Below are 23,870 nucleotides of genomic sequence, written 5' to 3'. Positions count from 1 at the left end.
AAAACCCGAACTCATATAAGCCGCTATAAGCGGCTTTATTTTTTGTTAAGGCTTGAATAATGTACTATATTCAAAACCCCTACCCAATCTCCAACTGATCCTCCCGTACCCGCAAGATCTCCATTTTAGCTACCTCCAAATCCTGTTCAAATTGCACCTTACTGCGTAAAATGTAATTTGCTGCCAAACCGTGGTAATGCTCAATGCCATCCAAAAGATTCTGGCTGAATTTTTCCCAAGATTTAAAATCGCGTGTAGATGGCGAAGTAGCGCGTTCTATTTCCTTTTTTAGGAAATCTATATAAAGTCTGAGTTCAGTGACAAATAGTGAGGCTCGATTGGGGTTTTGTACAATATCTTTTCGACCATAAATATGATCGGTCATTTCGCGAAGACTGGTGGTTTTTGAAAAATTTACAATGTTCGGTCCCGGACAAATGGTAACGGCTGTTAGTTTTTTCAAAAAAGGAACCTCATAACTTGTAGGTCCCGCATTGCTCAAACCTATGCAAAGACATTCTTTGCTTAGCACATCGTCTACTTGCATATCGTATTCTTGTTTGGAAATATCTAAGGTTTTCAACTGCTCCAATTTTAGCTTTTGATATTTGGTGGAAGCAGTACAAATAGGTGTTTTAGTGAATTCCGTATTCGATTCCAACAACTTTTCGGTACACGGACTACCGGGTTTGTTTTTATTAATTCTTCCTAAGCGCTCTTTTTCTGCAGTGGTACCTTTTAAGTAATTGAATTCAACTCCCAGTGGTGATGCTTTGCTTCGCACCACATCGTTTTCTTTGGAGTCTGCCAATAGTTGCAATGTGTTTTTATCTACCGTTGTGGCTTCCGGACATAGTAAAAATGGAGTGCCCCAACCAGTGCCGTCTACTTCATAATAATCTTGAAGCAAATTGTCTTCTTCACTTGTTCCAATTCCGCCCTGAACTGTTATTCGTATTGGGTGCGGTTTGTCGAATCCTGGTTTTCCTTTCGCTGTAATCGCGGGATTATAAAGTTCAAAAAGGCTATCCTGCAATTCCTGCTTTTTCTCTTTAAATTCTTGAAGAATTGGTCCCATTAGCAAACCTTGAGTTGCAAAAACGTGTCCGCCACAATTTAGGCCAGATTCAATTCTAAATTCGCTAACCCAGATTCCTTTTTTCGCCAAATATTTTCCTTGGATTAATGCAGAACGGTAATCGCTCACTTTAATAATTACTTTTTTATGAAAACCGCCCAATTCATACGCATCAAAAGCTGAAAAGCCTTCCATATAGTTATAAAGACGCGGATTCATTCCTGCGGAAAGAACCACGGCAGAATTGCTTAATTCACAGTCTGCATATCCTTTTAAAGCCGTAACGGCATCAGAACCATTCTCTACGGGTTGTTTGTTTTTATCTAATTGCTCCTTGTCTACCTTGGTCATAATATTGACTTCGATGGAACCGGGAACTAGACTTTCGCGAAGCAATTTTTCAGCAGTTTCTTTTTCTGTGGCATCTGAAAGTGAAAACCATTCGTGATATTTTTCCTTCAATACACTACTGTCGGGAAGCATTTCAAAATACTTTACAATATCTGACCCTGTTTCAAAAGCAGAATTTTTCAGTTTCTCCATTTTGGAAGTAACGATGCGCTGCATCAAATTAAGGTAGTCTGTTATGCGCCGCGCCCGAGAATCTTCTTCCTTTGGGGAAATAGGAACATAGGTCTCATTATTTTGCTGGTAGTAATATTTCCGCATTACCTCTATTAAATTGTCTTCAATAATGGAAAGGGTCGAATTTATTCCGAAATGAGCAACTTTTATAGGCGAATCAATCGTGAAAGCGATTCCCATTACTGGAATATGGAAACTGTGCGGGCTTGTAATCTGCATTTGAATGGAATTTAGATTGAAAAGCAGTAAAGGAAAGAAAACTAATAGCCCTATTTTATGACGGAAATCATAAATAATACTTTTTGCTCTTTATAGTAAAAGAGGGTTGTTTAGTTTTTGTGTTATATTTGAAGGTAAACCGTAAATGATATAATGTGAATAAAAACAACTATTGTGTTTATCCACATGTTGTGAGCAATTATAAAAAAATGACAGCTAAATTTTCAGACTATAAAATATATATTGGACAATCAAGTAATTATTCTGATAAATATGTTGCTTCTATTGAAGAATTTCATAACGTAAAAGCACTAATTGACGACAAGGAGAAAGCGAAGGAAATTTTACGGCCATTATTCGAAAAAGAAATAGAACGCCTTAATTTAGAAAATCAACCGATTCCTAAAAGTGGTTCAGGAAAGGCGAAAATTATTTTTGCGAAAAATGACAAAATTGAAAAATTAAGACCATTTATAGATGAATTTTGGAATAAGATTTTAGGAACTTCTTATCTGACTTCCTTTGTTTCGGACGAAAGTTATTTTCGCGATTGGGAACATTATTTAGATTCGGAAAACAAAACCATTATCGAAAAAGTCAAAATTATTTACGGAATTGATATCGAGTCGATTTATGACAAACCAATTCACATCATTTTAAAGGAAATAAAAAAGCTAATAATTTATCCAACCGAATAAAAAAGTGGTTACGGATAAAATAACTGCTCACAACAATGTATAAAAATAATTGCTCAATTTTGGGTTTAACTAAAGGTCGTTGCAGGTTTACTACGTCTGATTTTCCTGCGGAAAATCCTCGCACGTAAACCCGCAACTATTCTTATACTCACGTTATCCATAATTACCACGAAACCCATATATGACATTAAAAAGAAGAATATTAATTGACCAGTTTTTAATTCCAACAATATTATTATTGGTTTTAGTAATATATTCTTTTAAACAAGGTATATATATGTTTAAAGAATTTTATGGGTTTTATTTATTTTATTTTGTGTTGTGGTTTCTATTTAGCCTAATAATTATTAGCAGAGCGACCAACCACTTAATTAAATACGCTATTGAAAATGAAATTATTAAACTAACAATATATAAGAAGTTCTACACTATTCAACAAATAGAAATCCCCATTAATTCAATTAAAAGCACAAAGCTTCAAACTAGAAATTTTCAATTTGGATTTGATGATTTAAAAATTTACTACCTTGACGAAGACGATTTAAATGACCTTATAGAATTAAGGATTTCGGACAAAAAAGATTGGTTATCAATTTTATCAAAAATCGAAAAAACAAACTAGGTAAAACACCGTACCCTCCTAAAAATCCTTCCGCTTAGCAATTCTCCAAATAAAGAAAGTAGGTAATAGAACCCAAACAAACAGCATTCCCAAAGAGATTAACAAGCCGAAACTTGTACCAAAGAATTTTTGGAAAACCGCTCCAGTATATCCTAAAAGTGCTGAAATGTCAAGTTTTAAAAGTATCAATACGCGCGATAAATCTATAGGGTTTAGCATTGTAGCTAGTAGTGAAAATTTATCTAAGGGATACTCTTCAAAATAGAGCAACGACATTAAAAAGATACCGTCATAAATAACTGCCATAAACAGCCAAAGCAGGATGGCGTAACCAAAACCTTTAATCTTATTTTCGTTGGAAAGGGCAATCACGAAAGCCAGTGCCGTAAAAATAAAGGTGAGAAATGCACCAGTTACCAATAAAAGTGAAAAGTCCCAAATGGCACTACTATTAAAAACTCCGTAAAAAATAAACGGTAAGCCTAAACCAATAATCAAACTCATTGTTAAGGAAGTTGCAACCCCGAAATATTGCCCCAAAAAAATGGAGCTTCGTTTTACGGGTTGCGCTAAGAGCAGTTCGGTGAATTCGCGGGAATTGTAATAATACATTACCCCAAAAATGGTTCCGATTAATGGCACTAATATGATGATAACATTCATCAATGTTATTACTGCTTTTGAAAGGTCGTTGTTTAAAAACAAAAGCACAACGCCAAGCAATAAATAGAATAGAAAATAGACGTAGCTCCAACGGCTGCGCATTAAATCGTAAAAACTGTATTTTAATATCTTAAGCATAACTTGCGGATAAAATGGAGGCTATTGCGTGTTCAAAATCGGGTTGTTCGGTCTTAGATTTCAGTTCGGGAATAGTGCCTTTGAAGTAAATTTTCCCTTCCAAAAGGAAAACAATTTCATCTGCAATTTCTTCCACAAAACTCAAAATATGCGAGGTTACGAGAATGGTTTTTCCTTTTTCTTTTTCGGAAAAGATTAAATTCTTTAACCGTAAATGTGAAATTGGATCTAAGCCACTCGTGGGTTCATCGAGGATTATCAATGGGCTGTCAAACATAAAAGCAAGCACTAAATTCACCTTTTGTTTTGTTCCCCCAGAAAGGTTTACCAATCTTTTATTCAAGAATGGTTGCAACTTAAAAAGCTCTATTAGCTCTTCGTCCTTAGTTGCTTCGGAAGCTCTTAAGTCTTTGATCATATCAATGAGCTCATTCACTTTCAAGTTTCCGGGAAAGTTGGCTATTTGCGGCAGATAATCGATCTTTTCGCGGTATTTAAAATTATTCTTTAATGATTTCTCATTGATGAAAATTTCACCCGAATCTGGCAATACCATCCCGAGAATAGCCTTTATAAGCGTGGTTTTTCCTGAACCGTTTGGTCCGAGAATCGAGAAAATACCGCCTTCTTTTATGGAAAGATCGATGCCCTGAAGCACTTCATTCCTTCCAAATTTTTTATATAAATCCTTAATTTCTATCATGGCGTATAAGTTTCATTCTTGGATTTTCATCCATCAAGTCGTCTGGGGTAAATACTGGGGAAACCTTTTCAGAAAAATCTATAATATCTATAAACAGACTTCGCATTAAAATTATGGTTTCTGGAGTGCGGTTCACTATATATGAAAAGAGCTTTACAGGACGGTAAGCTACATCGCCAATTCCGTTTTTGTCTAGGTCGTAACCCGTGTAAGTACTCCAATAATTATTGTTGAATTTATTGTCGTTGATACGTCCCTTATACGAAATATCGAATGAGTTGTATAAAAAGTTATTATCTATAATGTGGTTTTCGTAGCAGGCACCTTTCACCTTTATTGCATACCCATTGTTTGTAAAATCGTTGTTGGAGTAGTCCAAACGGTTGCTGCCTTCAACAGTTATACCCACCGTATTTTCGAAAAATAAATTGTTTTTAATATTGGCGTCGTTTACTTCTTTCAACAGTAAACCATAAGCTGCGGTACCCCAGTTTTTCTTAATAACATTGTTTTCAACTTCCATAAATTTTGAAAACATTAATGCAATTCCGGCGCCGTTGGTTTCAAAAACATTGTTGATTACATAATTATTATTGCTAAACATAAAATGAAGCCCGTAACGCACATTGTTTTTACTTAAATTATCTTGGATGGTTATATTGTCTGAAAATTCGAGGTATATACCATCGCGAACATTTTGCACGTCGTTGCCACGAACTTCCACATTTTTACAATACCAAAGATGAATAGCGTTTCCTGAATTGAATTCGGTTACAGCTTCTCCCCTCACTTTGTTGTTTAGTACTTTTCCGTGACTGGCTTTTTGAAGATAAATGCCGAAGAATAGTTTTTCGAGCTCTAAATTTTGAATGGTGAAACCAGAGCTGTTCACCACGCGAACCGAAGCGTAATCTGTGGTATAACTCAGTCCTACATTAATAATCTTAAAGCCATCGAGCGTAACATTATCTGCGCCGATGGTGATTATTTCTCCTTTCTTTTCGCCATCAATAGTGGGAAGGTTTTCACCAATAAGAGTGATGCCTTTGTTAATTTTTATATTGGCTTCTTTGTAAATGCCTTTTTTTACCAAAACAGTATCGCCTTCTTCAGCTTGAAGAACAGCTTCCTGAATTGATTTTACAGGGCAGGTAGCACAAACCGTAATGGTTTTTGACCACACGTTTGTAATGGACAACAAGCCAATTAAGAGGAATAATATATAGAATTTGTTTTTCAAAATGGAGTTTAATTATTCAATACGAAGTCATTCTCTTGCGAGTAGATTTAAAAAAATTGAAGATACAGAATTTAAAGAAGTTTCAAGAATTTTGAAATTTTTGAAAATCGGTTAGATTTCGAGTTTAATAAAAAAGACTTCAGCAAATTTTGGAGGCTGTTTAGCTATTCTGAAACTGCCGAAGCCATTTTTCAATTTTATAATTTTAAATAATCTTGGAGTTCTTCCCAAGTGTAAATCTTACCCGTAAATTTTTCTTGTGCTTTTTGTCCCGCTTCTGCGTTTTGAAAAGCCGAAAGGTTTGCTCCCATTGGGCTTTGTAGTTTTTCACTAACCAAATATGAAGCTTTTGTAGCATCAATCAACTCACCTGGCTGGTGAAAATCTGCTGCTAAATAGTGCGTCATTTCTGTACTTTTAAACTCATCCTGTAACGAATGAACCATACATTCAATGGCATCATATTTATAAGATTTGCCCTTTGCTGTCACCACTTGTGAGGCGTGCTGTCTATCTACTATAGTCATATTGCAATAATGACAAGCATCTGAGCCGTAATTAATGGGCTGTGGGTTTACATTGCAGGCTGCAAACAAAACTGAAACAAGTAATAATTGTATGATTTTCATAATTTCAAAAATTTAAAGGTTTACCCCTTTCGTCTTAATAAAACGTTATCAACGTTTTATTAAAAACACCTTCCCCATAAAAAGGGGAAGGAGCTTAATTTAGGCTTTAATTTTTTTATATTCTTTTTTTCCAACAAAGAAGGCAACAACGGTAAGCATCATTCCAAAGAATATCATATAAGCTCCGGTTCCTGGCCATGAATCAACATCAAAATTCAACATTTTTTGATAGCCTATTAGCGGTGGTTTATACGTCATTGGGGTGCCGTCAAGGTTTTCTAATTTCATAATAGCTTTTGGGTCAAGATCAGTTCCGTAATCTAGTAGCCATAGGTTAAAATCGTACATTCCCATTATTCCGAGAACAGACATTAACACAAACCAGCCAAGAAACCATTTGTAACTTACTTTGCCAAAGAAACCTAGAATTCCGATAATCACTCCAAGCGCCACCATTAAACCAATCACTTTTGGAAATACACTAAACTCCCACATATCTTCCACTTTAGGTATTGTTTTCATCCCAATATAATGGTTAAGCCCGTCTATGTTTTGAATGTCAAATTCTTCAACGCCTTGTATTCCTTCAATATAAATATCCATTCCCAGCGGGTCTGGATATTGGGGTGCACCGAGCATAATATTCCACAATGGGAATTTAAAAAGGCCCAATAGTAGCAAGGAGCCAATTATCATTATAATTCCTGCTTTTTTCATTTTATATGAGATTTGAGATGTGAGACTTGAGATACTAGAAATATATGTTTAAGAGTTTAGGTCTCACTTCTAAAGTCTAAAATCTAACGTTTTTAATAAAGACGGGGGAAATCAACAACCCCCGTCTCTAATGAAAATACTATCCATCACTAATCCAGTATTTTCACAACTAAAAACATCTTATTAATCTTCGCCTAGACCCCAAGACAATTCGATTTTCGAATCTGCTGGGCTTACACGTACATATCCTTGCATTTCTTGGTGAAGTGCAGAACAGAAATCTGTACAATAGAATGGCCATACTCCTACTTGCTTTGGCTCCCAAAGTAAAGTCTCTGTAGCTCCTGGCATAATAAGCAATTCAGCATTATTAGCACCAATTACTGCGAAACCGTGTGGTACATCAAAGTCTTGTTCGTGGTTTGTAATGTGGAAGTAAACTTTGTCTCCTACTTTTACGCCTTCAATGTTATCTGGGTTAAAGTGGCTACGGATCATATTCATATAAATATGAACATCTTTCCCATTGCGCTCTACTCTAACATCGCTGTCTTGAAGAACGGCATACTTGTGTTTGTTTTCAGCAAGTTTAAAGATCTTTCTAGATTTTGGCGCAACCAATTCCGCAGGAATAGCAGCTGCATAGTGAGGCTCACCAATGGTTGGGAAATCTAACAACAGTTCCATTTTATCGCCAGTAATATCGAATAACTGAGCAGACTGTGTAAGTTCCGGACCAGTTGGTAAGTATCTGTCTTTTGTAATCTTGTTTAGGGCTACAAAGTATTTACCGAATGGCTTACGTGAGTTTCCTCCGGGAATCATACCGTGACCTACAGAGTAAAACACTGGCTGACGATCTAAAACTTCCCAAGTTCCTACTTTCCATTTTACAACTTCTGAAGAGATAAAGAATGTAGTATACGCATTTCCTTTTCCGTCAAATTCTGTATGAAGTGGTCCTAAACCTGGTTGTTTAACAACACCAGCAAGAATATCCTCAAATTTCAAGATTGGAATTCCGTAAGCTTCTCCGTCAAATTTCTTGTTTTTAATAGCATCAAGCATTTTGGTAAAACTGTGAACAGTTAAATCTGCAGAAAGTTTTCCGTTACCGATGATGTATTCACCTGTTGGGTCTACGTCACAACCGTGTGGAGATTTTGGAGTGGGTAAGAAATATACAGCTCCCGGAACATCCATTGGGTTCACTGTAAGAACTTCTTTTATCATAGTAGAAGTAGCAGTATGAGTGTCTTCATCTAAAATGTTATGTGCGTAATTAGCAGGAACTTTTGTTCCGCCACCGTTGTTTACGTACTCTTCTATTACTTTCCAGTTTACTGCAGCAATAAAATCTTTATCGTTTTGTGAAGCGTTAACTTCTAAAAGCGTGTGGGCTTCTTCAGTATTATAGGTGGTAAAGAAGAACCATCCGTGACTCTTATCGCGTCCAGGGTGAGAAAGGTCGTAGTTAAATCCTGGCATCATTAGCTGGAATTTAATCCCCATTCTTCCTGTTTCTTGATCAACTTTAATGAAAGTTAAAGCTCCTTTAAAGTTCCCTTTGTAGTCCTTAATAGACATATCTTTCTGTGGAACCGGTACAGAGAAACGAGTTCCCGCTACAACATACTCGGTATTTTCAGTAATAAAAGATGAACTGTGGTTACCTGCACTGTTTGGAATTTCAATAATTTCTTCAGTTTTGAAGCTTTCCAAACCAATACGTGCAATTCTAGGCGTGTTATTACCATTAATAAATATCCAACGCCCATCTAAAACACCGTTTGTTTGTGAAATATCTGGGTGGTGAGAATCGTCCCAAGGCACAAAGCCGTAAGATGTGTTTAGCATCGGTTTTGTTTCTTCAGAATATCCCCAACCATTTTCTGGGTTTTGTGAGAATACCGGAAGAACTTTAAGAAGACGTCCTGAAGGCAAACCGTAAACAGCTAACTGCCCACTAAATCCACCCGACATAAATGCATACATTTCGTCGTGATCGCCTGGAGCTACATATACTCTCTCTGCAGCGTTGGTTGCAAGACCACCTTGGCCTTTGCTTCCTTTTCTGTCATTTCCATTATTACAGCCAACTATTGCAGTAGCGATAACAAGAAAAAATAAAATATTAATTGATTTTTTCATTATTTTATTATTTAAATTAAAATGATTTATAATTAGTTAGCTGGCAATATTACTTTATCTACTACGTGAACAATTCCATTTCCTGCAGGTACGCTTGCTAAAATTTTAGCGCCGCCAACAAATACATCGTCTCCGTTTACTTCTACTGTGGCATCTTCACCACTTGCTTGCCCTACTCTTTTGAATTTTTTCAAAAAATCTTTTGAATAGTTACCTGGCGTTACGTGATGTTTAAGAATGTAAGCTAACTTTTCTTTGTTTTCTGGCTTCAACAATTCTTCTACAGTTCCGGCTGGCAAGGCATCAAATGCCGCATTTGTGGGTGCAAAGACCATTAATGGCCCCGCATTAACTAGAGAGTTTTCCAATCCCGCTGCTTGCACGGCTGCTACCAAGGTGGTATGGTCTGGTGACCCAATTGCAATCTGAAGCAAGTTTGGTGCTGACTCATCATCTTCAATAAACGCCTGTCCTTGGTTACTAGAAGAGACATCGCTTTTAGTGGAACTCTCTGCAGTAGCTCCAGTTTCGGTAGTTGTTTCATTTTTACAAGCTGAAAACAGAAGTAATGCAGTTGAAACAAAGAGAAGTTTAAGGATTGTTTTCATTTTCGGTTTGGTTTTAAACCCTTGCAGAAATAGGTTTTCTGCAAGGGTGGTTTGGTTGTTTAAGTATATTATAGGGTTCTAAAATATTCCAATACTTGTCTGGCTTCTTCCTCGGTAAGGTGTTGATTAGCCATTGGGGAGCCGTTAAATTCCATCAAAAGTGCTTTTGCAAGCGGATCTTTTTGTGTCATTTCTTCAGGGTTTAAGATCATATTCATAATCCATTCTGGCGTACGTCTTTCCATAATTCCTGTTGGTGCCGGACCAATAAACTTCTTGTCTGGTTTGTGGCAAGCCATACATTTTGTTTTGTACACTTCCATTCCCTTTGCAGCCATTGCCTTATCAATCGTGGCACTGATTTCTACACTTTTAATTGGTCCAACTCCTTTGTTGGTAAGGTCGATAGTTTCCGAAGGTTTAGTAGTAGCTGCTGGCTCTTCATTTGTTGTTTCAGTAGCAACTGGCTTTTGACCAATTTGAATATCGTTGCTTTTCTTTTCTTCTTTTCCGCCACAACCAATCAAGGTTACGATTGCAATTGCAGCTAGTGATTTCATTATATTTTTCATAGTAGTTAAAGTTAATTTACAGGACAAAATTAACGGTAGAGTACAAGATAGAATATGATTTTGGTCATATAAAAGAGTTTTTTATCCTTAAACTATGAATAATGAAAGCCTTGAAATTTTTCATGTAAGGCATTGATAGATAGGCGCTAATAATGCTTTCCAAACATCTGTGGAGATTTAAAATAAAAAAGCCGTCTAGTTAAAGACAGCTTTTTTTAATAATTAAAATTCACTAAAATTAAAAGTGCATTTTCCCGATTAGTTTAATTAATTCGGGCAAATTAGATGTTTCGTTTCGTCTACCGCCATTCCTCCTGTAACATTTAAAAAAGTAAACCAACCATAACGGTTACCGCCTATTTCGGTTGCAATTACATCTAGTGCAGCGCTACGTGTTTCGGTAAAAACAACAGTACCATTTGCATCGAGCAAGTTAAGATCTACCGCCAGAACCCCTCCATTATCATAAAAATAATGCTGAAGCGTATACCATCCCGCTACTGTTACTTCATAATGATTAAGGCTTTCAAGGTCTTCGCGTGGCGCAAAATTAGTATTATTACTACCAGCCACAAGTAATTTACCCGTAGAGGCATCTTTATTTACGTGAAAGATAAAATCTCGCTGGTGACTGTTATCAAACCCATTTGCCGCAACGGAGTAATCGAAACCTTGAGAGGTTCCCCAGCTAGGGTCTAGATATACATCAACCTCGGCCATCCATGAACCTGGCCAAACGGCACTATAACCTTCAAAACGTGTAAATGGTGCAGAAGTGGCGTCTCCTTCAAAAATAGCGTGATTGAATCCTTCAGAAGAAGCGATTCCATTTGTTCCTGAAGAAACTCGTGTTACCTGTCCGTACCAACTATCATCTGAATCTAACCAGCCACTGGCATCGGTATGGAAGCCTTGGTAAAATTCCATAGAACAGCCGTCATTACAGCTGCCTAGATAATCGCCGTGTGCCAAATGCGCATTTACCGCATTAGCGCTAACGCTCATAGTTTTCCACTTCTTATTAGATTTATGACAGATTGTTACCTTGTGTCCCTTTGAAGCATCTAGATTGTTCTCAATTGTCAAGCTGCGGCTTTCTTCTTGCATTTCATCGAGTGAAGATTTTTCGCAAGAAAATGATAGTACAGCAACGATGGCCATACCTCCTAATAAATAACATAGTTTTTTCATAATAATATATTTAGAGATTAGTTAGTAAAAAAAAGACTAATTGCCTTTTATCGTGAAAAAATGAAGTTAAAACAAACTATCCAAAAAGTCAAAATTTTTCGCCCAGACGGCATATTAATCGTTATACTACTTAAGCACAAGTATTTACATGTATTGAATTTACTATTCAACCTCAAGCTATTATGATAAAAATCATTTTAAAACTAACTCTTAAAAAGTACTTTTGAGAAAATTTAAGACTATGAAAAACATTCTTTTACCAACAGATTTTTCAAAAAATTCAAAGAATGCTATAAAATTCGCAATGCAGTTTTTCGCAGGTGAAACCTGTACGTTTCATATTCTTAATTCGCAAAAACCATCGGGTTACTTAACTGCCGAAGTGATTGCAAGTGCGCCCGGAAATTCAGTTTATGAAGGGATTTTAAACGACAATAAAAAGCAACTAGAAAAAACCATTCAGTACTGTGAGTCACTTTCTGAAAAGGAAAATTTCACCTTTATACCAAAAATTGATTTTGATTCTATTATTGATGCGGCAAATCAAGCTGTAGAACTTAATAATATTGAACTCATTATTATGGGTACCAACGGAGCTACAGGCGCAGGAGAAGTTGTTTTTGGAAGTAACACAATAAAAATTATTCGAAACGTAAATTGTCCCGTTATTGCCGTACCCGAAGGCTATACTTTTGAAAAAATAAACTCAGTATTACTTTCCATTAATTACGAATATGATGTTACGGGTAAAGCAATGGAAATTCTTGTGGAAATAGTGAAAAAGCACCAAGCATCACTAAAAATTCTAGAAATATTAGAAGAAAAAATTGAACTCGCATCCAAAAAAAGTGATCTAAATGAACTTTTTGAGGATATTAAAATTGAACGTTATTGCGTTAAAAATCTTCCAGCTCCAATGGCTATAAATGCTTTTGAGCAGTTAATTCCTGTTCAGCTTCACGCTATGTTTGTGGAGCGTAAGAGTTTTCTGGATCGCTTCGTATTTGGATCGGACACTTCTACGATTAGCTACGGTTCAACGATACCACTTTTAGTACTTCACGAATAAGTTAATATAGAAGTTATTTTATAATTAAAAGGCTGTTCTTTTTTAGCGTGTGCACGAGTGTTTTTACATAATCACGGATAGTAGATGCAGTTCCGGGCGGATCTACAATATTAATTTTTGCACGCCAAATTAAATCACGATCCTTCCCCGGACATAAACAATACAAAGAGGTTTCAGTGTTATAAACGGCATAATCTTCCGAAAATCCGTTATTGTAAATAGGTCTGTTTTCACTATAATACGCACTAAAAGTCTCAAAAGATTTTGTAATATTTCGGTAAGATTGAGCAATTGTAACCTTGTTTTCCTGCCCCGTTACTTTCGAAAAAAGAACCGCATCAAAACCTGCTTTTAATAGCTGTTCTTCTAGATTTGCCAAATTTTCTTCAGATTGACTGATTTCTACTGCAGGCATTTCAAAATAATCTACACTTCGTACAGCAATTACATTTTCATCCACCAAAGCTTTCACCAAACTGTATTCAAACTGCCGCTGCATGTCGATATCTGGGGTTAATCCCACCACCAATACTTTATTGGCTTGAAAATTTGGACTTTCCGCATTAATATATTCATCCACCAATCGACTGGAAGAACAGCTGGAAAGTATGAGTGCGAAAAGCAAAAGAGTAAATAATCTTTTCATTAAGTTTTAATTTTTAAGAACTTTCCTATTAAAGGCATCTGTAAATATACGCTTCTCATGGGCAAATCTTAATGTGAATATAAAAGATGAACTAAACCTAAGCGTTTTCAGCAATCTCAAAGGTGATATTTATCAGTTACTGACGTCTGTATTTGAAATTAAACTGGAATAATATTTATGTGAAGATAATTTAATTATCTTTGTTAACCAAATGGTTAAACCATAAAGTTGAAGAATGGCAAAGACGAATAAAAATAAAGACACTGAAGGGCAAATTTTGAACGCAGCCGAAAGCGTATTCCAAAAAAAAGGGATGGATGGTGCACGAATGCAGGAAATAGCAGACGCAGCAGGCATCAATAAAGCGATGCTGCACTACTATTATCGCAGCAAACAATTGCTTTTTGAAGCTGTTTTTAGCAATGCTTTTTCACTTTTAGCGCCGCAATTAAACAAGATTTTGAACGATGATTCCTCGATTGAGGAAAAGGTGAAAAATTTCACTAGCAATTATATATCCTTTATATCAAAGCATCCATATATCCCCAATTTCATTATCCAAGAATTAAATAGGAACCCAAAGTTTTTTGAAAAAATACAGCAGAATGCAGCCTTTCCAACGCTTGAAAAATTCAATAATCAGGTAAAATCAGAAGTGGAAAAAGGTATTTTGAAACCTATTGAAGGCGAACAACTATTCATTAATATTATCTCTCTGAATATTTTTCCTTTCGTTGCAACTCCATTAATAAAAGGGTTTTTAAAAATTGACGACAAGGGTTTCAAACAATTAATGGAACACCGAAAAGTAGCAGTTTCTGATTTTATAATCAATTCCATAAAAAAGTAAAAATGAAAAGACTAATCTTCATATTATTCAGTCTTGCCCCACTACTCTCAAACGCACAGCAAGTTTTGACCTTGGAAGAATGTTACGTCTTGGCTGAAAAAAATTATCCGTTGGCGAAACAAACCGCACTGATAGAAGAAAAAACAAACTCTGAAATTAAAGTTTTAGAAAAGGAGAGGCTTCCCAAATTAGATTTTAACGCCCAGGCTACGTACCAATCTGACGTTATTGAATTTCCTTTACAAATACCAAATTCGGATATTGAACCACCCAACAAAGACCAATATCGCGCAACGCTGGACGCAAACCAGTTAATTTATAACGGCGGAAACATTGCGGCAAACTCACGATTGAAAACTGCAGAATTAGCAGCGCAACAGCAACAAATTGCCGTTAATCTTTACACTTTAAAATCGCGGATTAACCAATATTATTTCAGCGTTATACTTTTTCAGGAACAGGCAAAATTGCTTCATTCTAAAATGGAACAACTCGATGAACGCCTTAAAGAGGCAAATGTTGGGGTAAAATACGGGGCAGCGCTCCCCGCTTCCGCACAGATTCTGAAAGCCGAGAAACTTAAATTAGATCAACAACTTTCGCAGATTAATTTTGATCGAGAAAAAGCATTGAAAAACCTTTCATTACTTATTTCACAGAATTTAGATAACAATACTACTTTATCCAATCCCGATATTTTAGCCACTTATAATACTGATTCACAACGTCCGGAGATTGAGCTTTTTGAGCTGCAACAAACGCAATTGGAAACTTCAAAAGAAATGATTTCTAAAAGCACTTTCCCAAAGTTATTAGGTTTTGCGCAAGCTGGCTACGGCAATCCGGGATTAAATATGCTGGACAATTCATTTCAAGATTTCTATGTTGTTGGGTTAAAACTCAACTGGAATATTATGGATTGGGGGAAAACGAAGGAGAAAAAACAGGCGGTCGATATTTCAAAAGAAATAGTTACTACCGAAAAAGAAACGTTTTTGTTGAACAACCAAATGCAACAAAAAGAAGCCGAAAGTGATATTAATAAATATGAATCAATGCTTCAAAAAGACGCCGAAATAATAGCGCTGCGCGAGCAAGTTTTGCAAGCAACAACTTCGCAATTGCGAAATGGCGTTATCACTTCTTCAGAATATATTACGGAACTCAACAATCTATACGAAGCGAAAATTAATGAGCAGTTGCACAAAATACAAGTGTCGCTCGCAAAGGCGAATTATAAAGTAATTAAAGGCGAATAAAACGATGACCACGAATATTATATAATTTTTATGCGAAAACCTGCTAACAGGTTTTCGAAAGACAGATAGCTAATCTGCGAAACACCGAAAAACATTCGTGTATTCGTGGTAAAAATAAAACACAATGAAAAAATCATTTATACTCACAGCAACATTCCTTTTTGGAGCGCTCCTCTCCTGCTCCAACGACGAAAAAGCTGATGGCTACGGAAATTTTGAAGCTACTGAAATCACAATCTCTTCCGAAGCAAATGGAAAATTGGAGTTTTTAAATTTAGAGGAAGGGCAAATTTTAGAAAAAGGAGCACTCGTTGGACTTGTTGACACGCTGCAGTTTCATTTAAGTAAACAACAATTGCTTGCTTCAAAGGAAACGGTGGCATCAAAATCGGGTGGCGTTTGGTCGCAAGTGAGTGTTTTGAATCAGCAATTGCAAACTGCAAAAACGGAGCAACAGCGTGTTCAAAATATGTTTACTGAAAACGCCGCAACCCAGCGCCAATTGGATCAAGCCAACAACCAAGTGGATGTATTGAAAAGCCAAATTAAAAATGTGGAAACACAAAACTCTCCAATTGTAAATGAAGTGAAATCTATCGATGCTAAAGTGGCGCAAATTGAGGAACAGATATCAAAAAGCAATATTACAAACCCGATAAAAGGTACCGTTCTCACTCAATATGCTGAACCGGGAGAAATTGTTTCGTTTGGAAAACCACTTTATAAAATCGCCGATTTGGAAGAAATGACATTGCGAGTTTACGTGAGCGAAACACAGCTTCCAAATATTAAAATTGGGCAGCAAGTAACCGTAAAAATCGATTCCGGCGAAGAAATGAAAGATTTTCAGGGAACTATAAATTGGATTTCAGCTTCGGCAGAATTCACACCTAAAATAATTCAAACTAAAGAAGAACGGGTTAACCTCGTTTATGCCGTGAAAGTGACAGTAAAAAATGATGGTAACCTAAAAATAGGGATGCCTGCAGAAATGTGGATTTCTGAAAAGTAAAAAAACTAATAATATGGAAGAAAACACAGACAATTTAGATAACTATTTAGACAATCATTTTATACATAGAAGTAATTGGTTAAGAGCGGCTGTACTTGGAGCTAACGACGGTATTTTGTCTACCGCAAGTATTGCAATTGGGGTCGCCGCCGCGAGTGATTTACGAGATCCAATCGTATTGGCAACAGTTGCAGGATTAGTCGCTGGAGCCTTATCCATGGCCGCAGGTGAGTACGTTTCTGTAAGTTCCCAAACAGATATTGAAAAAGCAGATATAGATCGAGAGCGAATTGAGCTTGCCGAAATGCCAGAAATAGAGTTGCTGCGCTTAGCAGAGATTTATGAGAAAAGGGGCCTGAAAAAGGAAACTGCCTTAATCGTTGCAAAAGAATTTACAGAAAAAGATGCGTTGGCAGCCCATGTTAGAGATGAGTTGGGCATTAATGAAATAAGTCAGGCGGCACCCATACAGGCTGCACTAGCTTCTGGCGCCTCATTTATTGTTGGTGGGGTTCTTCCACTTATAGTTACGCTGTTTTTGCCTTTAAAAACTATGGAATATACCTTATATGGTTCCGCTATTTTTTTCCTAATAATTTTAGGGGTGGTAGCTGCCAAAACAGGTGGTTCAAGCATAGGGAAAGCAATACTTAGAATCACCTTTTGGGGGACAATAGCGATGGGTATCACCGCTTTAGTTGGGTATCTATTCGGAATAAATATTTAATAAACACAATTCGATATAACTTAATTTAAAACAAAGAAAATGAAAAAAATAATCTTAACAACAGCAATCGTTTCAGCTTTATTAATAGGCTGCAACGAAACCAAAACGAAAGAAGAAAGCACCGACATCGTTGAAACTACTGAAGGAATCCACGAACATGAAATGGAAGAGATGCCCGCCGAAATGCATTCAATGAACAATGCTTGGGTTAACGAAATAAAACTTAACAATGGTAACAAATGGCAAGCTAATATGGAAACAACTGATGGGGTTTACAAAATGCTTAGCATGATTAAATCCAGCGACCTAAAAGCCGTGGATGATTATCACAGTTTGGCTACAGAACTAAACGAGGTAAAAAACTTCGTTGTCAAAGAATGTACAATGAAAGGACCATCGCACGATAATTTACACGTTTTTCTACATCCGCTTATTGAGAAAATTGAGGCTTTAGGAAAAGTTTCAACTACAGACGAAGGTGCTGACGTTACCGCGAGCATCAAAGAAAATCTTGATGGATATTATAACTATTTTCAATAGATAATAATTTAAAAACTAATGAGCATTTCCCTCAGCAACATCAGCAAATCCTATAAAAAGGTAAAAGCGGTTCAGGACATTTCGTTCGAGGTGAAGCCGGGGGAACTCTTTGGACTCATCGGACCCGATGGCGCAGGAAAAACAACCATTTTCAGAATTTTGACCACGCTTTTAATTCCTGATAAAGGTACTGCTTCAGTGGCTGGGTTTGATGTTGTAAAAGACTATAAAGCTATCCGAAATTCCGTGGGGTATATGCCTGGAAGGTTTTTACTTTATCAAGATTTGACGGTGGAGGAAAACCTGGCGTTTTTCGCTACAATCTTCGGAACTACGATTCAAGAAAACTACGATTTAATCGAAGATATTTACGTTCAAATCGAACCTTTTAAAGACAGACGCGCGGGAAAACTTTCAGGTGGAATGAAGCAAAAACTCGCTCTTTGCTGCGCGTTGATTCACAAACCGAAAGTACTTTTTCTGGATGAACCCACTACGGGTGTAGATCCTGTTTCGCGAAAAGAGTTTTGGGAAATGCTAAAACGGTTGCAGAAAAAAGGAATAACCATTTTGGTTTCAACTCCGTATATGGATGAAGCCGCTTTATGCGATAGAATCGCGCTGATTCAAGATGGCGAAATATTGGACATTGACACACCCGAAGCAATTGTAAATAAATTCCCTAAAACCATTTACAATGTGGGGGCAAACAATATGTATAAATTGATAAAATCGCTTCAGAGTTATGAGCATTTGTACAGCGTATTTCCGTTCGGAGAATTTGTGCATTATACAGACAAAAGAGATTCTTTCGAAGCTGCCGATTTAAAATCCTATTTGGAAAAGTGCGGTTTAACTGATGTATACATAGAAACTACCCAGGCCAATATAGAGGATGCATTTATGGAATTAGCGAGATAATGAAAGAGGAAAACGTTATAGAAGTTGATCAATTAACCAAAACATTTGGTGATTTCACTGCTGTGAATACCATTAGTTTTGAAGTAAAAAAAGGTGAAATTTTTGGGTTTTTAGGAGCAAATGGCGCGGGTAAAACTACGGCGATGAAAATGCTGATAGGAATTTCCAAACCTACATCTGGCACAGCTAAAATTGCAGGATTTGATGTTTATACTCAAACTGAATCTATCAAGAAAAACATAGGCTATATGAGCCAGAAATTTGCGCTTTATGACGATTTAACGGTAAAAGAAAACATCACTTTTTTTGGAGGCATTTATGGATTGTCTCGAGCAAAAATCAAAGAGAAAAGAGAGCAATTAGTTTCCGAATTGGGATTGGAGAATATTAGCAATAAGTTGGTGGGCTCCTTGCCGTTGGGTTGGAAACAAAAGTTATCGTTTTCAGTATCACTTTTACACGAGCCGAAGATTGTTTTTTTAGATGAACCCACTGGCGGCGTCGACCCAATTACCCGAAGACAGTTTTGGGAAATGATTTATAGAGCGGCAGACCAAGGCACCACTATTTTCGTAACCACGCATTATATGGACGAAGCCGAATATTGCGACCGAGTTTCCATAATGGTGGAAGGAAAAATTGAAGCTTTGGATACACCGAAAAAATTGAAAGAACAGTTCAACGTAGATTCGATGAACGATGTGTTTTTGAAATTGGCACGAAATATTGAATAATCCAGACCTGTCAGGTTTCAAAAACCTGTCAGGTCTAAGCATACAACATGAAACGATTTAAAGGTTTTATAAAGAAGGAATTCTACCATATCTTCAGAGATAAGCGGTCGTTGTTCATACTTTTTGGTATGCCCATTGCCCAAATATTGCTTTTCGGATTTGCTATTACCAATGAAATCAATAATGTGGATATTGCAATTTTGGATCATTCAAAGGATGCCACGACTGAGGAAATAATCAATAAAATTTCGGCTTCAAAATATTTCACTATTGAACAAATGATTGCTCGTGAAGCAGATATAGAACCTGCTTTTAAAAAAGGAAAAATAAAGGCAGTATTGAATTTTGAAAAAGATTTCAGCAAAAATCTTATTAAAGATCAAAAAGCTACAATTCAAATAATAACCGACGCCACCAACCCAAACACCGCGAATTCGATAAGCAACTACATTAATTTAATACTTCAAAATTATCAGCAATCAAAAAATAAAGGGATTGTCGTGGAGTATCAGATAATTCCGCAAACACGGATGGTTTATAATGCAGAACTTAAAAGTGTTTTTATGTTTGTTCCGGGGGTAATGACCATTATTTTAATGTTGGTTTCGGCAATGATGACTTCAATATCCATCACTCGTGAAAAAGAATTAGGCACGATGGAAATTTTATTGGTATCACCCCTAAAACCATTCCACGTAATTATCGGAAAAGTGGTTCCGTATATTTTTCTATCGGTCATTAACGCTTCAGTTATAGTACTTCTGAGCATTTTCATATTTAAAATGCCAGTACAAGGCAGTCTATTTTTATTGGGTGCCGAAAGTGTTTTGTTTATAATCACTTCATTAACATTGGGGATTTTAATCTCAACAATCGCAGAAACACAACAGGCTGCAATGATGATTTCGTTAATGGGTTTAATGCTTCCGGTAATATTACTTTCTGGATTTATTTTTCCAATTTCTAGTATGCCGGTACCGCTTCAAATAATCAGTAACATTATTCCGGCAAAATGGTTTATTATCATTATAAAAGGCATTATGCTAAAAGGTGTTGGAATGGCTTATATCTGGAAGGAAACTTTAATCTTGGTTGTAATGACCATTTTATTTATTGGATTAAGTGTGAAAAAATATAAAATCCGTTTAGAATAATGAAGACTATCGGCTACATCATACAAAAGGAGTTCAAGCAAATCTTTAGAAATAAAGGGATGCTGCCTATTATATTTATCTTGCCTATAATTCAGTTGGTTATTCTATCAAATGCAGCTACTTATGAAGTGAAGAATATAAAGTTTGCATATTTAGATTACGATCACACCTCAACATCTCGCGCCTTGATTGAGCGGTTTAATGCCTCTACTTATTTCGTTGTTTTAACCGATTTTCCTTCGCAAGAAAAAGCAAGCGCTGCAATGCTAGCTGGCGAAGTTGATGTAGTACTGGAGATACCAAATCACTTTGAAAGAAATTTACTTAAAGAAAAAGCCACCGATTTATCTATAACCATTAATGCTATTGATGGCGCTGCAGCTGGCGTAGAAAGTGGTTATGTGAATCAGATTATACAAAGTTTTAATAAAGATGTAAAAATGACTATCATGGATACATCTAAAAAAATTGTACAACCCTTGACAATTGAGAGTATTCCTTCTTTTTGGTACAATACAACTTTAGATTATAAAACTTTTATGGTGCCGGGGATTTTAGTTTTACTAGTAACGATGATAACTCTATTTCTCTCGGGAATGAATATTGTTCGAGAAAAAGAAATAGGCACTTTGGAACAAATTAATGTAACGCCTATTCGCAAAAGCCAGTTTATTATCGGCAAATTATTTCCGTTTTGGGTAATAGGAATGGGTTTATTAACCATAGGACTAATACTTGCAAAAGTAATTTTTAATGTTCCAATGGTGGGCAGTTTAGTACTGCTGTATCTGTATACTTCTATTTATATTTTGGTAATTCTCGGGATGGGACTGCTAATTTCGAATTTTACAGATACCCAACAACAGGCCATGTTTATCGCATGGTTTTTTATAGTAATATTTATTTTAATGAGCGGCTTATTTACCCCAATAGAAAGTATGCCTAAATGGGCACAGATAGTTACGGAATTTAACCCTATAAAGTATTTTGTAGAGATTGTAAGGATGGTAATGCTTAAAGGCTCCGGATTTATGGATATTTTACCACAGCTGTGGAAAACACTGTTATATGCCGTTGTAATGAACGGACTGGCCGTATGGAGTTATAAAAAAGTAAATTAATGGAAAAAGAACCTAAATATTATTTAATTTAAAGCTCAAAAACCTACAGTGGTTATAATTTTGCCACTAGATTGAAGTCTATTTCAATCTCTTCTTTTATCACAATTAAACCAAACATTTTTTTAGGAGGTTCGAGATTAAAATCATTTATATCTAATTTTAGTTTGCCAACAAAACGATTTAATGGCGCAGAAAAAATGTCTATCAGGAAAGTGTATTCTTTTTTCGTTCCTGCAATGGTAATTAGGACATTCGCACTGGCTTTCTCACCGTTTTTCAAGGTTATTCCAGTTAATTCAATGGTGATATTTGGATACTCTTTGGTGTTGAGCAAGGAATGGAAGTCTTTGTTTATACCTCTATTGCCACAATCAAAACCGTTATTTTTTAAAGAAAGGACTGCATTCCTAAAAAGAATATTATTCCCGTTTCTATTAAACTCTACTTCTCTACATTCCTCTAAATAAAATGTGTTGAATTCACATCCAAACTCGCTAATGTTGGTATCTCCTTTTATAGAAAGTTCACTGCTCGCAAGGATTTTAAAGGTTTTTGAAACAAAATCATTTTGAGACCAACCATCAAGGCTGAGCATAAAAACCAAACTGTATAGTACAAAACGGTTCATAATTCTTTAATTTATAAAGGTGGAGAAATTTTATTTCCTCCACCTTTGTTTATTGATGTTGACTTTTTAGAAACTTATTACAGCTTCAAATACAACTCCGTCAAACTTACCTCCATTTCTGATATCGTTTGCTTGGAAGCCGTCGTATTTCTGGTTTACATATTCAAGTTTAGCAAGAATATTTTTTGTCATAAACCATCCAGCAGAAAGGTTGAATCGTGTAATATCCACATCTGTTCCACCAATCATTTCTCCTTCAACGAGATTATAACGCCCACCTACATATAGATTTTCGTTGGTTCCGAAGCGATAGATAAGTTCAGCAGCGTATTGGTTGAAACTTCTTGTTTCTAGTTCTGCATCTGCTTTTCCAGAAGCCATTTCATAAGTTCCGAAGAATTCAAGTCCTTGGTATTTTACAAATGGATTTATCATAAATGATGTAAGTTCATTTTTTAATCCAGGATTGAATCTACCTGAAGTAAAATTACTTGAGGTTGAAGCCCCTTCTTCTTCCATTACAAGATAGTATCTTGAACCGGCTCTATCTGCACTGTATAAATATGCGTTTGCACTTTTATTGGTACGGTATAAAGACCCTGTAAGTCTAACTCTTAAATCATCATTAATATAATCGTCATACCCTATTTTAGCTATAATAGACGGATCGGTTTTACCAGGGTTATTTACGCCTTGGTTTAATTTACCATTGGTAACTCCTAACATACCAATAAAGCCACTTTTAAAGTAATATACCTCTGCTCCTACTTCTGTAGTAAAACCGTCCATAATTAGGTTGCCAACAAATGGATTGTAAATTGCCTCCGCATTATCAGTTCTTCTGAAATGTGCATCACCATAGTTGTTTTCCATATGGCCTATTTTAACTCTAACATTTTGCATAAGGTCTTCCATAAAACCTTCACTTACAAAATCTAGTTTATCGATTTGGATATACCCTCCCTTAACATATGGTTCTGTGTGGTGACGTGAAGACAAATAGGTTCTTAAGTGCATAGATACACCATCGTACAATTGCACATCAAAGTCAAGGTTTGCTGTAGGTAGGTTAAAGTTATTACCTATTTCAATCAACGAAACTGGATCGCCATCGGCATTTACAGGTGTACCCGTACTTTCGTGGTCTATGCCCTGAAATTGAATTGCGAATGCTCCTCCTATGCGTACTTTCACCCCGTCAAAGGTAGTAGCCGTGTCTTTTTTGGCTTCAAATTGTTCAATTCCGCGTTGGTCTCGATACCTAAAGTTATCTAAATCGCGTGCTTCTTTTTCTTGTGCAATTGCCTGAAATCCAAACAGCAATATCATCGCTGTGCTGAAATAATTAATTAAATTTTTCATATTGTTAGTTTTAAATTTGGGTTAAAATTGTTA

25 protein-coding genes are annotated in these 23,870 nt (G+C 36.2%); 12 read left to right on the top strand and 13 right to left on the bottom strand.

Going from position 1 to position 23,870, the window contains the following annotated elements; translation table 11 throughout:
- Positions 1-79: 79 nt before the first annotated feature.
- Positions 80-1,882 carry a hypothetical protein gene (locus AC3RVG_RS08160; RefSeq protein WP_489690957.1) on the bottom strand — a complete coding sequence of 601 codons (1,803 nt, stop codon included), beginning with the start codon at positions 1,880-1,882 and terminating at the stop codon, positions 80-82.
- A 209-nt stretch (positions 1,883-2,091) separates the two neighbouring features.
- Between AC3RVG_RS08160 and AC3RVG_RS08155 the strand changes: the two genes are divergently transcribed.
- Positions 2,092-2,580, top strand: coding sequence for a hypothetical protein (locus tag AC3RVG_RS08155; RefSeq protein ID WP_489690956.1), 489 nt, complete (start codon positions 2,092-2,094; stop codon positions 2,578-2,580).
- Positions 2,581-2,761: 181 nt separating this feature from the next.
- On the top strand, positions 2,762-3,202 hold the full coding sequence (locus tag AC3RVG_RS08150; RefSeq protein WP_489690955.1) for a hypothetical protein: 441 nt from the start codon (positions 2,762-2,764) through the stop codon (positions 3,200-3,202).
- An 18-nt stretch (positions 3,203-3,220) separates the two neighbouring features.
- Here AC3RVG_RS08150 and AC3RVG_RS08145 read toward each other — a convergent pair whose 3' ends face one another.
- From AC3RVG_RS08145 to AC3RVG_RS08105, 9 genes are all read right to left on the bottom strand, one after another.
- Positions 3,221-4,003, bottom strand: a complete 783-nt coding sequence (locus AC3RVG_RS08145) for an ABC transporter permease (RefSeq protein ID WP_489690954.1) — start codon at positions 4,001-4,003, stop codon at positions 3,221-3,223.
- Positions 3,996-4,706 carry an ABC transporter ATP-binding protein gene (locus AC3RVG_RS08140; RefSeq protein WP_489690953.1) on the bottom strand — a complete coding sequence of 237 codons (711 nt, stop codon included), beginning with the start codon at positions 4,704-4,706 and terminating at the stop codon, positions 3,996-3,998. Before AC3RVG_RS08140 ends, AC3RVG_RS08145 begins: the two co-directional genes overlap by 8 nt.
- The gene (locus AC3RVG_RS08135; protein ID WP_489690952.1) at positions 4,693-5,946 is read right to left on the bottom strand and encodes a nitrous oxide reductase family maturation protein NosD; all 1,254 of its coding nucleotides are present in this window, start codon (positions 5,944-5,946) and stop codon (positions 4,693-4,695) included. The genes AC3RVG_RS08140 and AC3RVG_RS08135 overlap by 14 nt, the downstream gene beginning before the upstream one ends.
- 197 nt (positions 5,947-6,143) lie before the next feature.
- Positions 6,144-6,575 carry a nitrous oxide reductase accessory protein NosL gene (locus AC3RVG_RS08130; RefSeq protein WP_489690951.1) on the bottom strand — a complete coding sequence of 144 codons (432 nt, stop codon included), beginning with the start codon at positions 6,573-6,575 and terminating at the stop codon, positions 6,144-6,146.
- Between the two features lie 99 nt (positions 6,576-6,674).
- Positions 6,675-7,292 (bottom strand): hypothetical protein, encoded by a 618-nt coding sequence (locus tag AC3RVG_RS08125; protein ID WP_489690950.1) that lies wholly within the window; start codon positions 7,290-7,292, stop codon positions 6,675-6,677.
- A gap of 183 nt (positions 7,293-7,475) precedes the next feature.
- A complete protein-coding gene (nosZ, locus tag AC3RVG_RS08120; RefSeq protein ID WP_489690949.1) occupies positions 7,476-9,443 on the bottom strand; it encodes a Sec-dependent nitrous-oxide reductase in 1,968 nt (655 codons plus the stop codon).
- Positions 9,444-9,475: 32 nt separating this feature from the next.
- On the bottom strand, positions 9,476-10,051 hold the full coding sequence (locus AC3RVG_RS08115) for a fasciclin domain-containing protein (protein WP_489690948.1): 576 nt from the start codon (positions 10,049-10,051) through the stop codon (positions 9,476-9,478).
- Positions 10,052-10,119: 68 nt separating this feature from the next.
- Positions 10,120-10,623, bottom strand: coding sequence for a c-type cytochrome (locus tag AC3RVG_RS08110; protein WP_489690947.1), 504 nt, complete (start codon positions 10,621-10,623; stop codon positions 10,120-10,122).
- A gap of 267 nt (positions 10,624-10,890) precedes the next feature.
- Complete coding sequence (locus tag AC3RVG_RS08105; RefSeq protein ID WP_489690946.1) at positions 10,891-11,814, bottom strand: hypothetical protein; 924 nt, start codon at positions 11,812-11,814, stop codon at positions 10,891-10,893.
- Positions 11,815-12,055: 241 nt separating this feature from the next.
- Between AC3RVG_RS08105 and AC3RVG_RS08100 the strand changes: the two genes are divergently transcribed.
- The gene (locus tag AC3RVG_RS08100) at positions 12,056-12,883 is read left to right on the top strand and encodes a universal stress protein (RefSeq protein WP_489690945.1); all 828 of its coding nucleotides are present in this window, start codon (positions 12,056-12,058) and stop codon (positions 12,881-12,883) included.
- A 13-nt stretch (positions 12,884-12,896) separates the two neighbouring features.
- Here AC3RVG_RS08100 and AC3RVG_RS08095 read toward each other — a convergent pair whose 3' ends face one another.
- Positions 12,897-13,529, bottom strand: coding sequence for a putative periplasmic lipoprotein (locus tag AC3RVG_RS08095; RefSeq protein ID WP_489690944.1), 633 nt, complete (start codon positions 13,527-13,529; stop codon positions 12,897-12,899).
- A gap of 235 nt (positions 13,530-13,764) precedes the next feature.
- Between AC3RVG_RS08095 and AC3RVG_RS08090 the strand changes: the two genes are divergently transcribed.
- From AC3RVG_RS08090 to AC3RVG_RS08050, 9 genes are all read left to right on the top strand, one after another.
- Positions 13,765-14,379 carry a TetR/AcrR family transcriptional regulator gene (locus AC3RVG_RS08090; protein WP_489690943.1) on the top strand — a complete coding sequence of 205 codons (615 nt, stop codon included), beginning with the start codon at positions 13,765-13,767 and terminating at the stop codon, positions 14,377-14,379.
- Between the two features lie 2 nt (positions 14,380-14,381).
- A complete protein-coding gene (locus AC3RVG_RS08085) occupies positions 14,382-15,638 on the top strand; it encodes a TolC family protein (protein ID WP_489690942.1) in 1,257 nt (418 codons plus the stop codon).
- 124 nt (positions 15,639-15,762) lie between these two features.
- Positions 15,763-16,650, top strand: a complete 888-nt coding sequence (locus AC3RVG_RS08080) for an HlyD family secretion protein (protein ID WP_489690941.1) — start codon at positions 15,763-15,765, stop codon at positions 16,648-16,650.
- A 13-nt stretch (positions 16,651-16,663) separates the two neighbouring features.
- A complete protein-coding gene (locus tag AC3RVG_RS08075) occupies positions 16,664-17,377 on the top strand; it encodes a VIT1/CCC1 transporter family protein (RefSeq protein WP_489690940.1) in 714 nt (237 codons plus the stop codon).
- A 39-nt stretch (positions 17,378-17,416) separates the two neighbouring features.
- Complete coding sequence (locus AC3RVG_RS08070; RefSeq protein WP_489690939.1) at positions 17,417-17,917, top strand: hypothetical protein; 501 nt, start codon at positions 17,417-17,419, stop codon at positions 17,915-17,917.
- 18 nt (positions 17,918-17,935) lie between these two features.
- Positions 17,936-18,838 (top strand): ABC transporter ATP-binding protein, encoded by a 903-nt coding sequence (locus AC3RVG_RS08065; RefSeq protein ID WP_489690938.1) that lies wholly within the window; start codon positions 17,936-17,938, stop codon positions 18,836-18,838.
- Positions 18,838-19,572, top strand: coding sequence for an ABC transporter ATP-binding protein (locus AC3RVG_RS08060; RefSeq protein ID WP_489690937.1), 735 nt, complete (start codon positions 18,838-18,840; stop codon positions 19,570-19,572). Before AC3RVG_RS08065 ends, AC3RVG_RS08060 begins: the two co-directional genes overlap by 1 nt.
- Positions 19,573-19,619: 47 nt before the next feature.
- The gene (locus AC3RVG_RS08055; protein WP_489690936.1) at positions 19,620-20,726 is read left to right on the top strand and encodes an ABC transporter permease; all 1,107 of its coding nucleotides are present in this window, start codon (positions 19,620-19,622) and stop codon (positions 20,724-20,726) included.
- Positions 20,726-21,847: an ABC transporter permease gene (locus tag AC3RVG_RS08050; protein ID WP_489690935.1), complete on the top strand. Its 1,122-nt coding sequence runs from the start codon at positions 20,726-20,728 to the stop codon at positions 21,845-21,847. Before AC3RVG_RS08055 ends, AC3RVG_RS08050 begins: the two co-directional genes overlap by 1 nt.
- Before the next feature lie 52 nt (positions 21,848-21,899).
- Here AC3RVG_RS08050 and AC3RVG_RS08045 read toward each other — a convergent pair whose 3' ends face one another.
- On the bottom strand, positions 21,900-22,475 hold the full coding sequence (locus AC3RVG_RS08045; RefSeq protein WP_489690934.1) for a YceI family protein: 576 nt from the start codon (positions 22,473-22,475) through the stop codon (positions 21,900-21,902).
- A 66-nt stretch (positions 22,476-22,541) separates the two neighbouring features.
- Positions 22,542-23,837, bottom strand: coding sequence for a hypothetical protein (locus tag AC3RVG_RS08040; protein ID WP_489690933.1), 1,296 nt, complete (start codon positions 23,835-23,837; stop codon positions 22,542-22,544).
- Positions 23,838-23,870 lie beyond the last annotated feature (33 nt).

The sequence above is a fragment of the Aequorivita sp. IT1282 genome (assembly GCF_058068205.1).
The sequence above is the reverse complement of the archived record's forward strand: the minus strand, read 5'-3'. Positions and strand labels throughout refer to the sequence as shown.

Excerpts from the sequence above, each read along its gene's own strand:
- AC3RVG_RS08160 (WP_489690957.1), bottom strand. The coding sequence starts at position 1,882 with ATGCAGATTACAAGCCCGCACAGTTTCCATATTCCAGTAATGGGAATC.
- AC3RVG_RS08155 (WP_489690956.1), top strand. The coding sequence starts at position 2,092 with ATGACAGCTAAATTTTCAGACTATAAAATATATATTGGACAATCAAGT.
- AC3RVG_RS08150 (WP_489690955.1), top strand. The coding sequence starts at position 2,762 with ATGACATTAAAAAGAAGAATATTAATTGACCAGTTTTTAATTCCAACA.
- AC3RVG_RS08145 (WP_489690954.1), bottom strand. The coding sequence starts at position 4,003 with ATGCTTAAGATATTAAAATACAGTTTTTACGATTTAATGCGCAGCCGT.
- AC3RVG_RS08140 (WP_489690953.1), bottom strand. The coding sequence starts at position 4,706 with ATGATAGAAATTAAGGATTTATATAAAAAATTTGGAAGGAATGAAGTG.
- AC3RVG_RS08130 (WP_489690951.1), bottom strand. The coding sequence starts at position 6,575 with ATGAAAATCATACAATTATTACTTGTTTCAGTTTTGTTTGCAGCCTGC.
- AC3RVG_RS08125 (WP_489690950.1), bottom strand. The coding sequence starts at position 7,292 with ATGAAAAAAGCAGGAATTATAATGATAATTGGCTCCTTGCTACTATTG.
- nosZ (WP_489690949.1), bottom strand. The coding sequence starts at position 9,443 with ATGAAAAAATCAATTAATATTTTATTTTTTCTTGTTATCGCTACTGCA.
- AC3RVG_RS08115 (WP_489690948.1), bottom strand. The coding sequence starts at position 10,051 with ATGAAAACAATCCTTAAACTTCTCTTTGTTTCAACTGCATTACTTCTG.
- AC3RVG_RS08110 (WP_489690947.1), bottom strand. The coding sequence starts at position 10,623 with ATGAAAAATATAATGAAATCACTAGCTGCAATTGCAATCGTAACCTTG.
- AC3RVG_RS08105 (WP_489690946.1), bottom strand. The coding sequence starts at position 11,814 with ATGAAAAAACTATGTTATTTATTAGGAGGTATGGCCATCGTTGCTGTA.
- AC3RVG_RS08100 (WP_489690945.1), top strand. The coding sequence starts at position 12,056 with ATGAAAAACATTCTTTTACCAACAGATTTTTCAAAAAATTCAAAGAAT.
- AC3RVG_RS08095 (WP_489690944.1), bottom strand. The coding sequence starts at position 13,529 with ATGAAAAGATTATTTACTCTTTTGCTTTTCGCACTCATACTTTCCAGC.
- AC3RVG_RS08090 (WP_489690943.1), top strand. The coding sequence starts at position 13,765 with ATGGCAAAGACGAATAAAAATAAAGACACTGAAGGGCAAATTTTGAAC.
- AC3RVG_RS08085 (WP_489690942.1), top strand. The coding sequence starts at position 14,382 with ATGAAAAGACTAATCTTCATATTATTCAGTCTTGCCCCACTACTCTCA.
- AC3RVG_RS08080 (WP_489690941.1), top strand. The coding sequence starts at position 15,763 with ATGAAAAAATCATTTATACTCACAGCAACATTCCTTTTTGGAGCGCTC.
- AC3RVG_RS08075 (WP_489690940.1), top strand. The coding sequence starts at position 16,664 with ATGGAAGAAAACACAGACAATTTAGATAACTATTTAGACAATCATTTT.
- AC3RVG_RS08070 (WP_489690939.1), top strand. The coding sequence starts at position 17,417 with ATGAAAAAAATAATCTTAACAACAGCAATCGTTTCAGCTTTATTAATA.
- AC3RVG_RS08065 (WP_489690938.1), top strand. The coding sequence starts at position 17,936 with ATGAGCATTTCCCTCAGCAACATCAGCAAATCCTATAAAAAGGTAAAA.
- AC3RVG_RS08060 (WP_489690937.1), top strand. The coding sequence starts at position 18,838 with ATGAAAGAGGAAAACGTTATAGAAGTTGATCAATTAACCAAAACATTT.
- AC3RVG_RS08055 (WP_489690936.1), top strand. The coding sequence starts at position 19,620 with ATGAAACGATTTAAAGGTTTTATAAAGAAGGAATTCTACCATATCTTC.
- AC3RVG_RS08050 (WP_489690935.1), top strand. The coding sequence starts at position 20,726 with ATGAAGACTATCGGCTACATCATACAAAAGGAGTTCAAGCAAATCTTT.
- AC3RVG_RS08045 (WP_489690934.1), bottom strand. The coding sequence starts at position 22,475 with ATGAACCGTTTTGTACTATACAGTTTGGTTTTTATGCTCAGCCTTGAT.
- AC3RVG_RS08040 (WP_489690933.1), bottom strand. The coding sequence starts at position 23,837 with ATGAAAAATTTAATTAATTATTTCAGCACAGCGATGATATTGCTGTTT.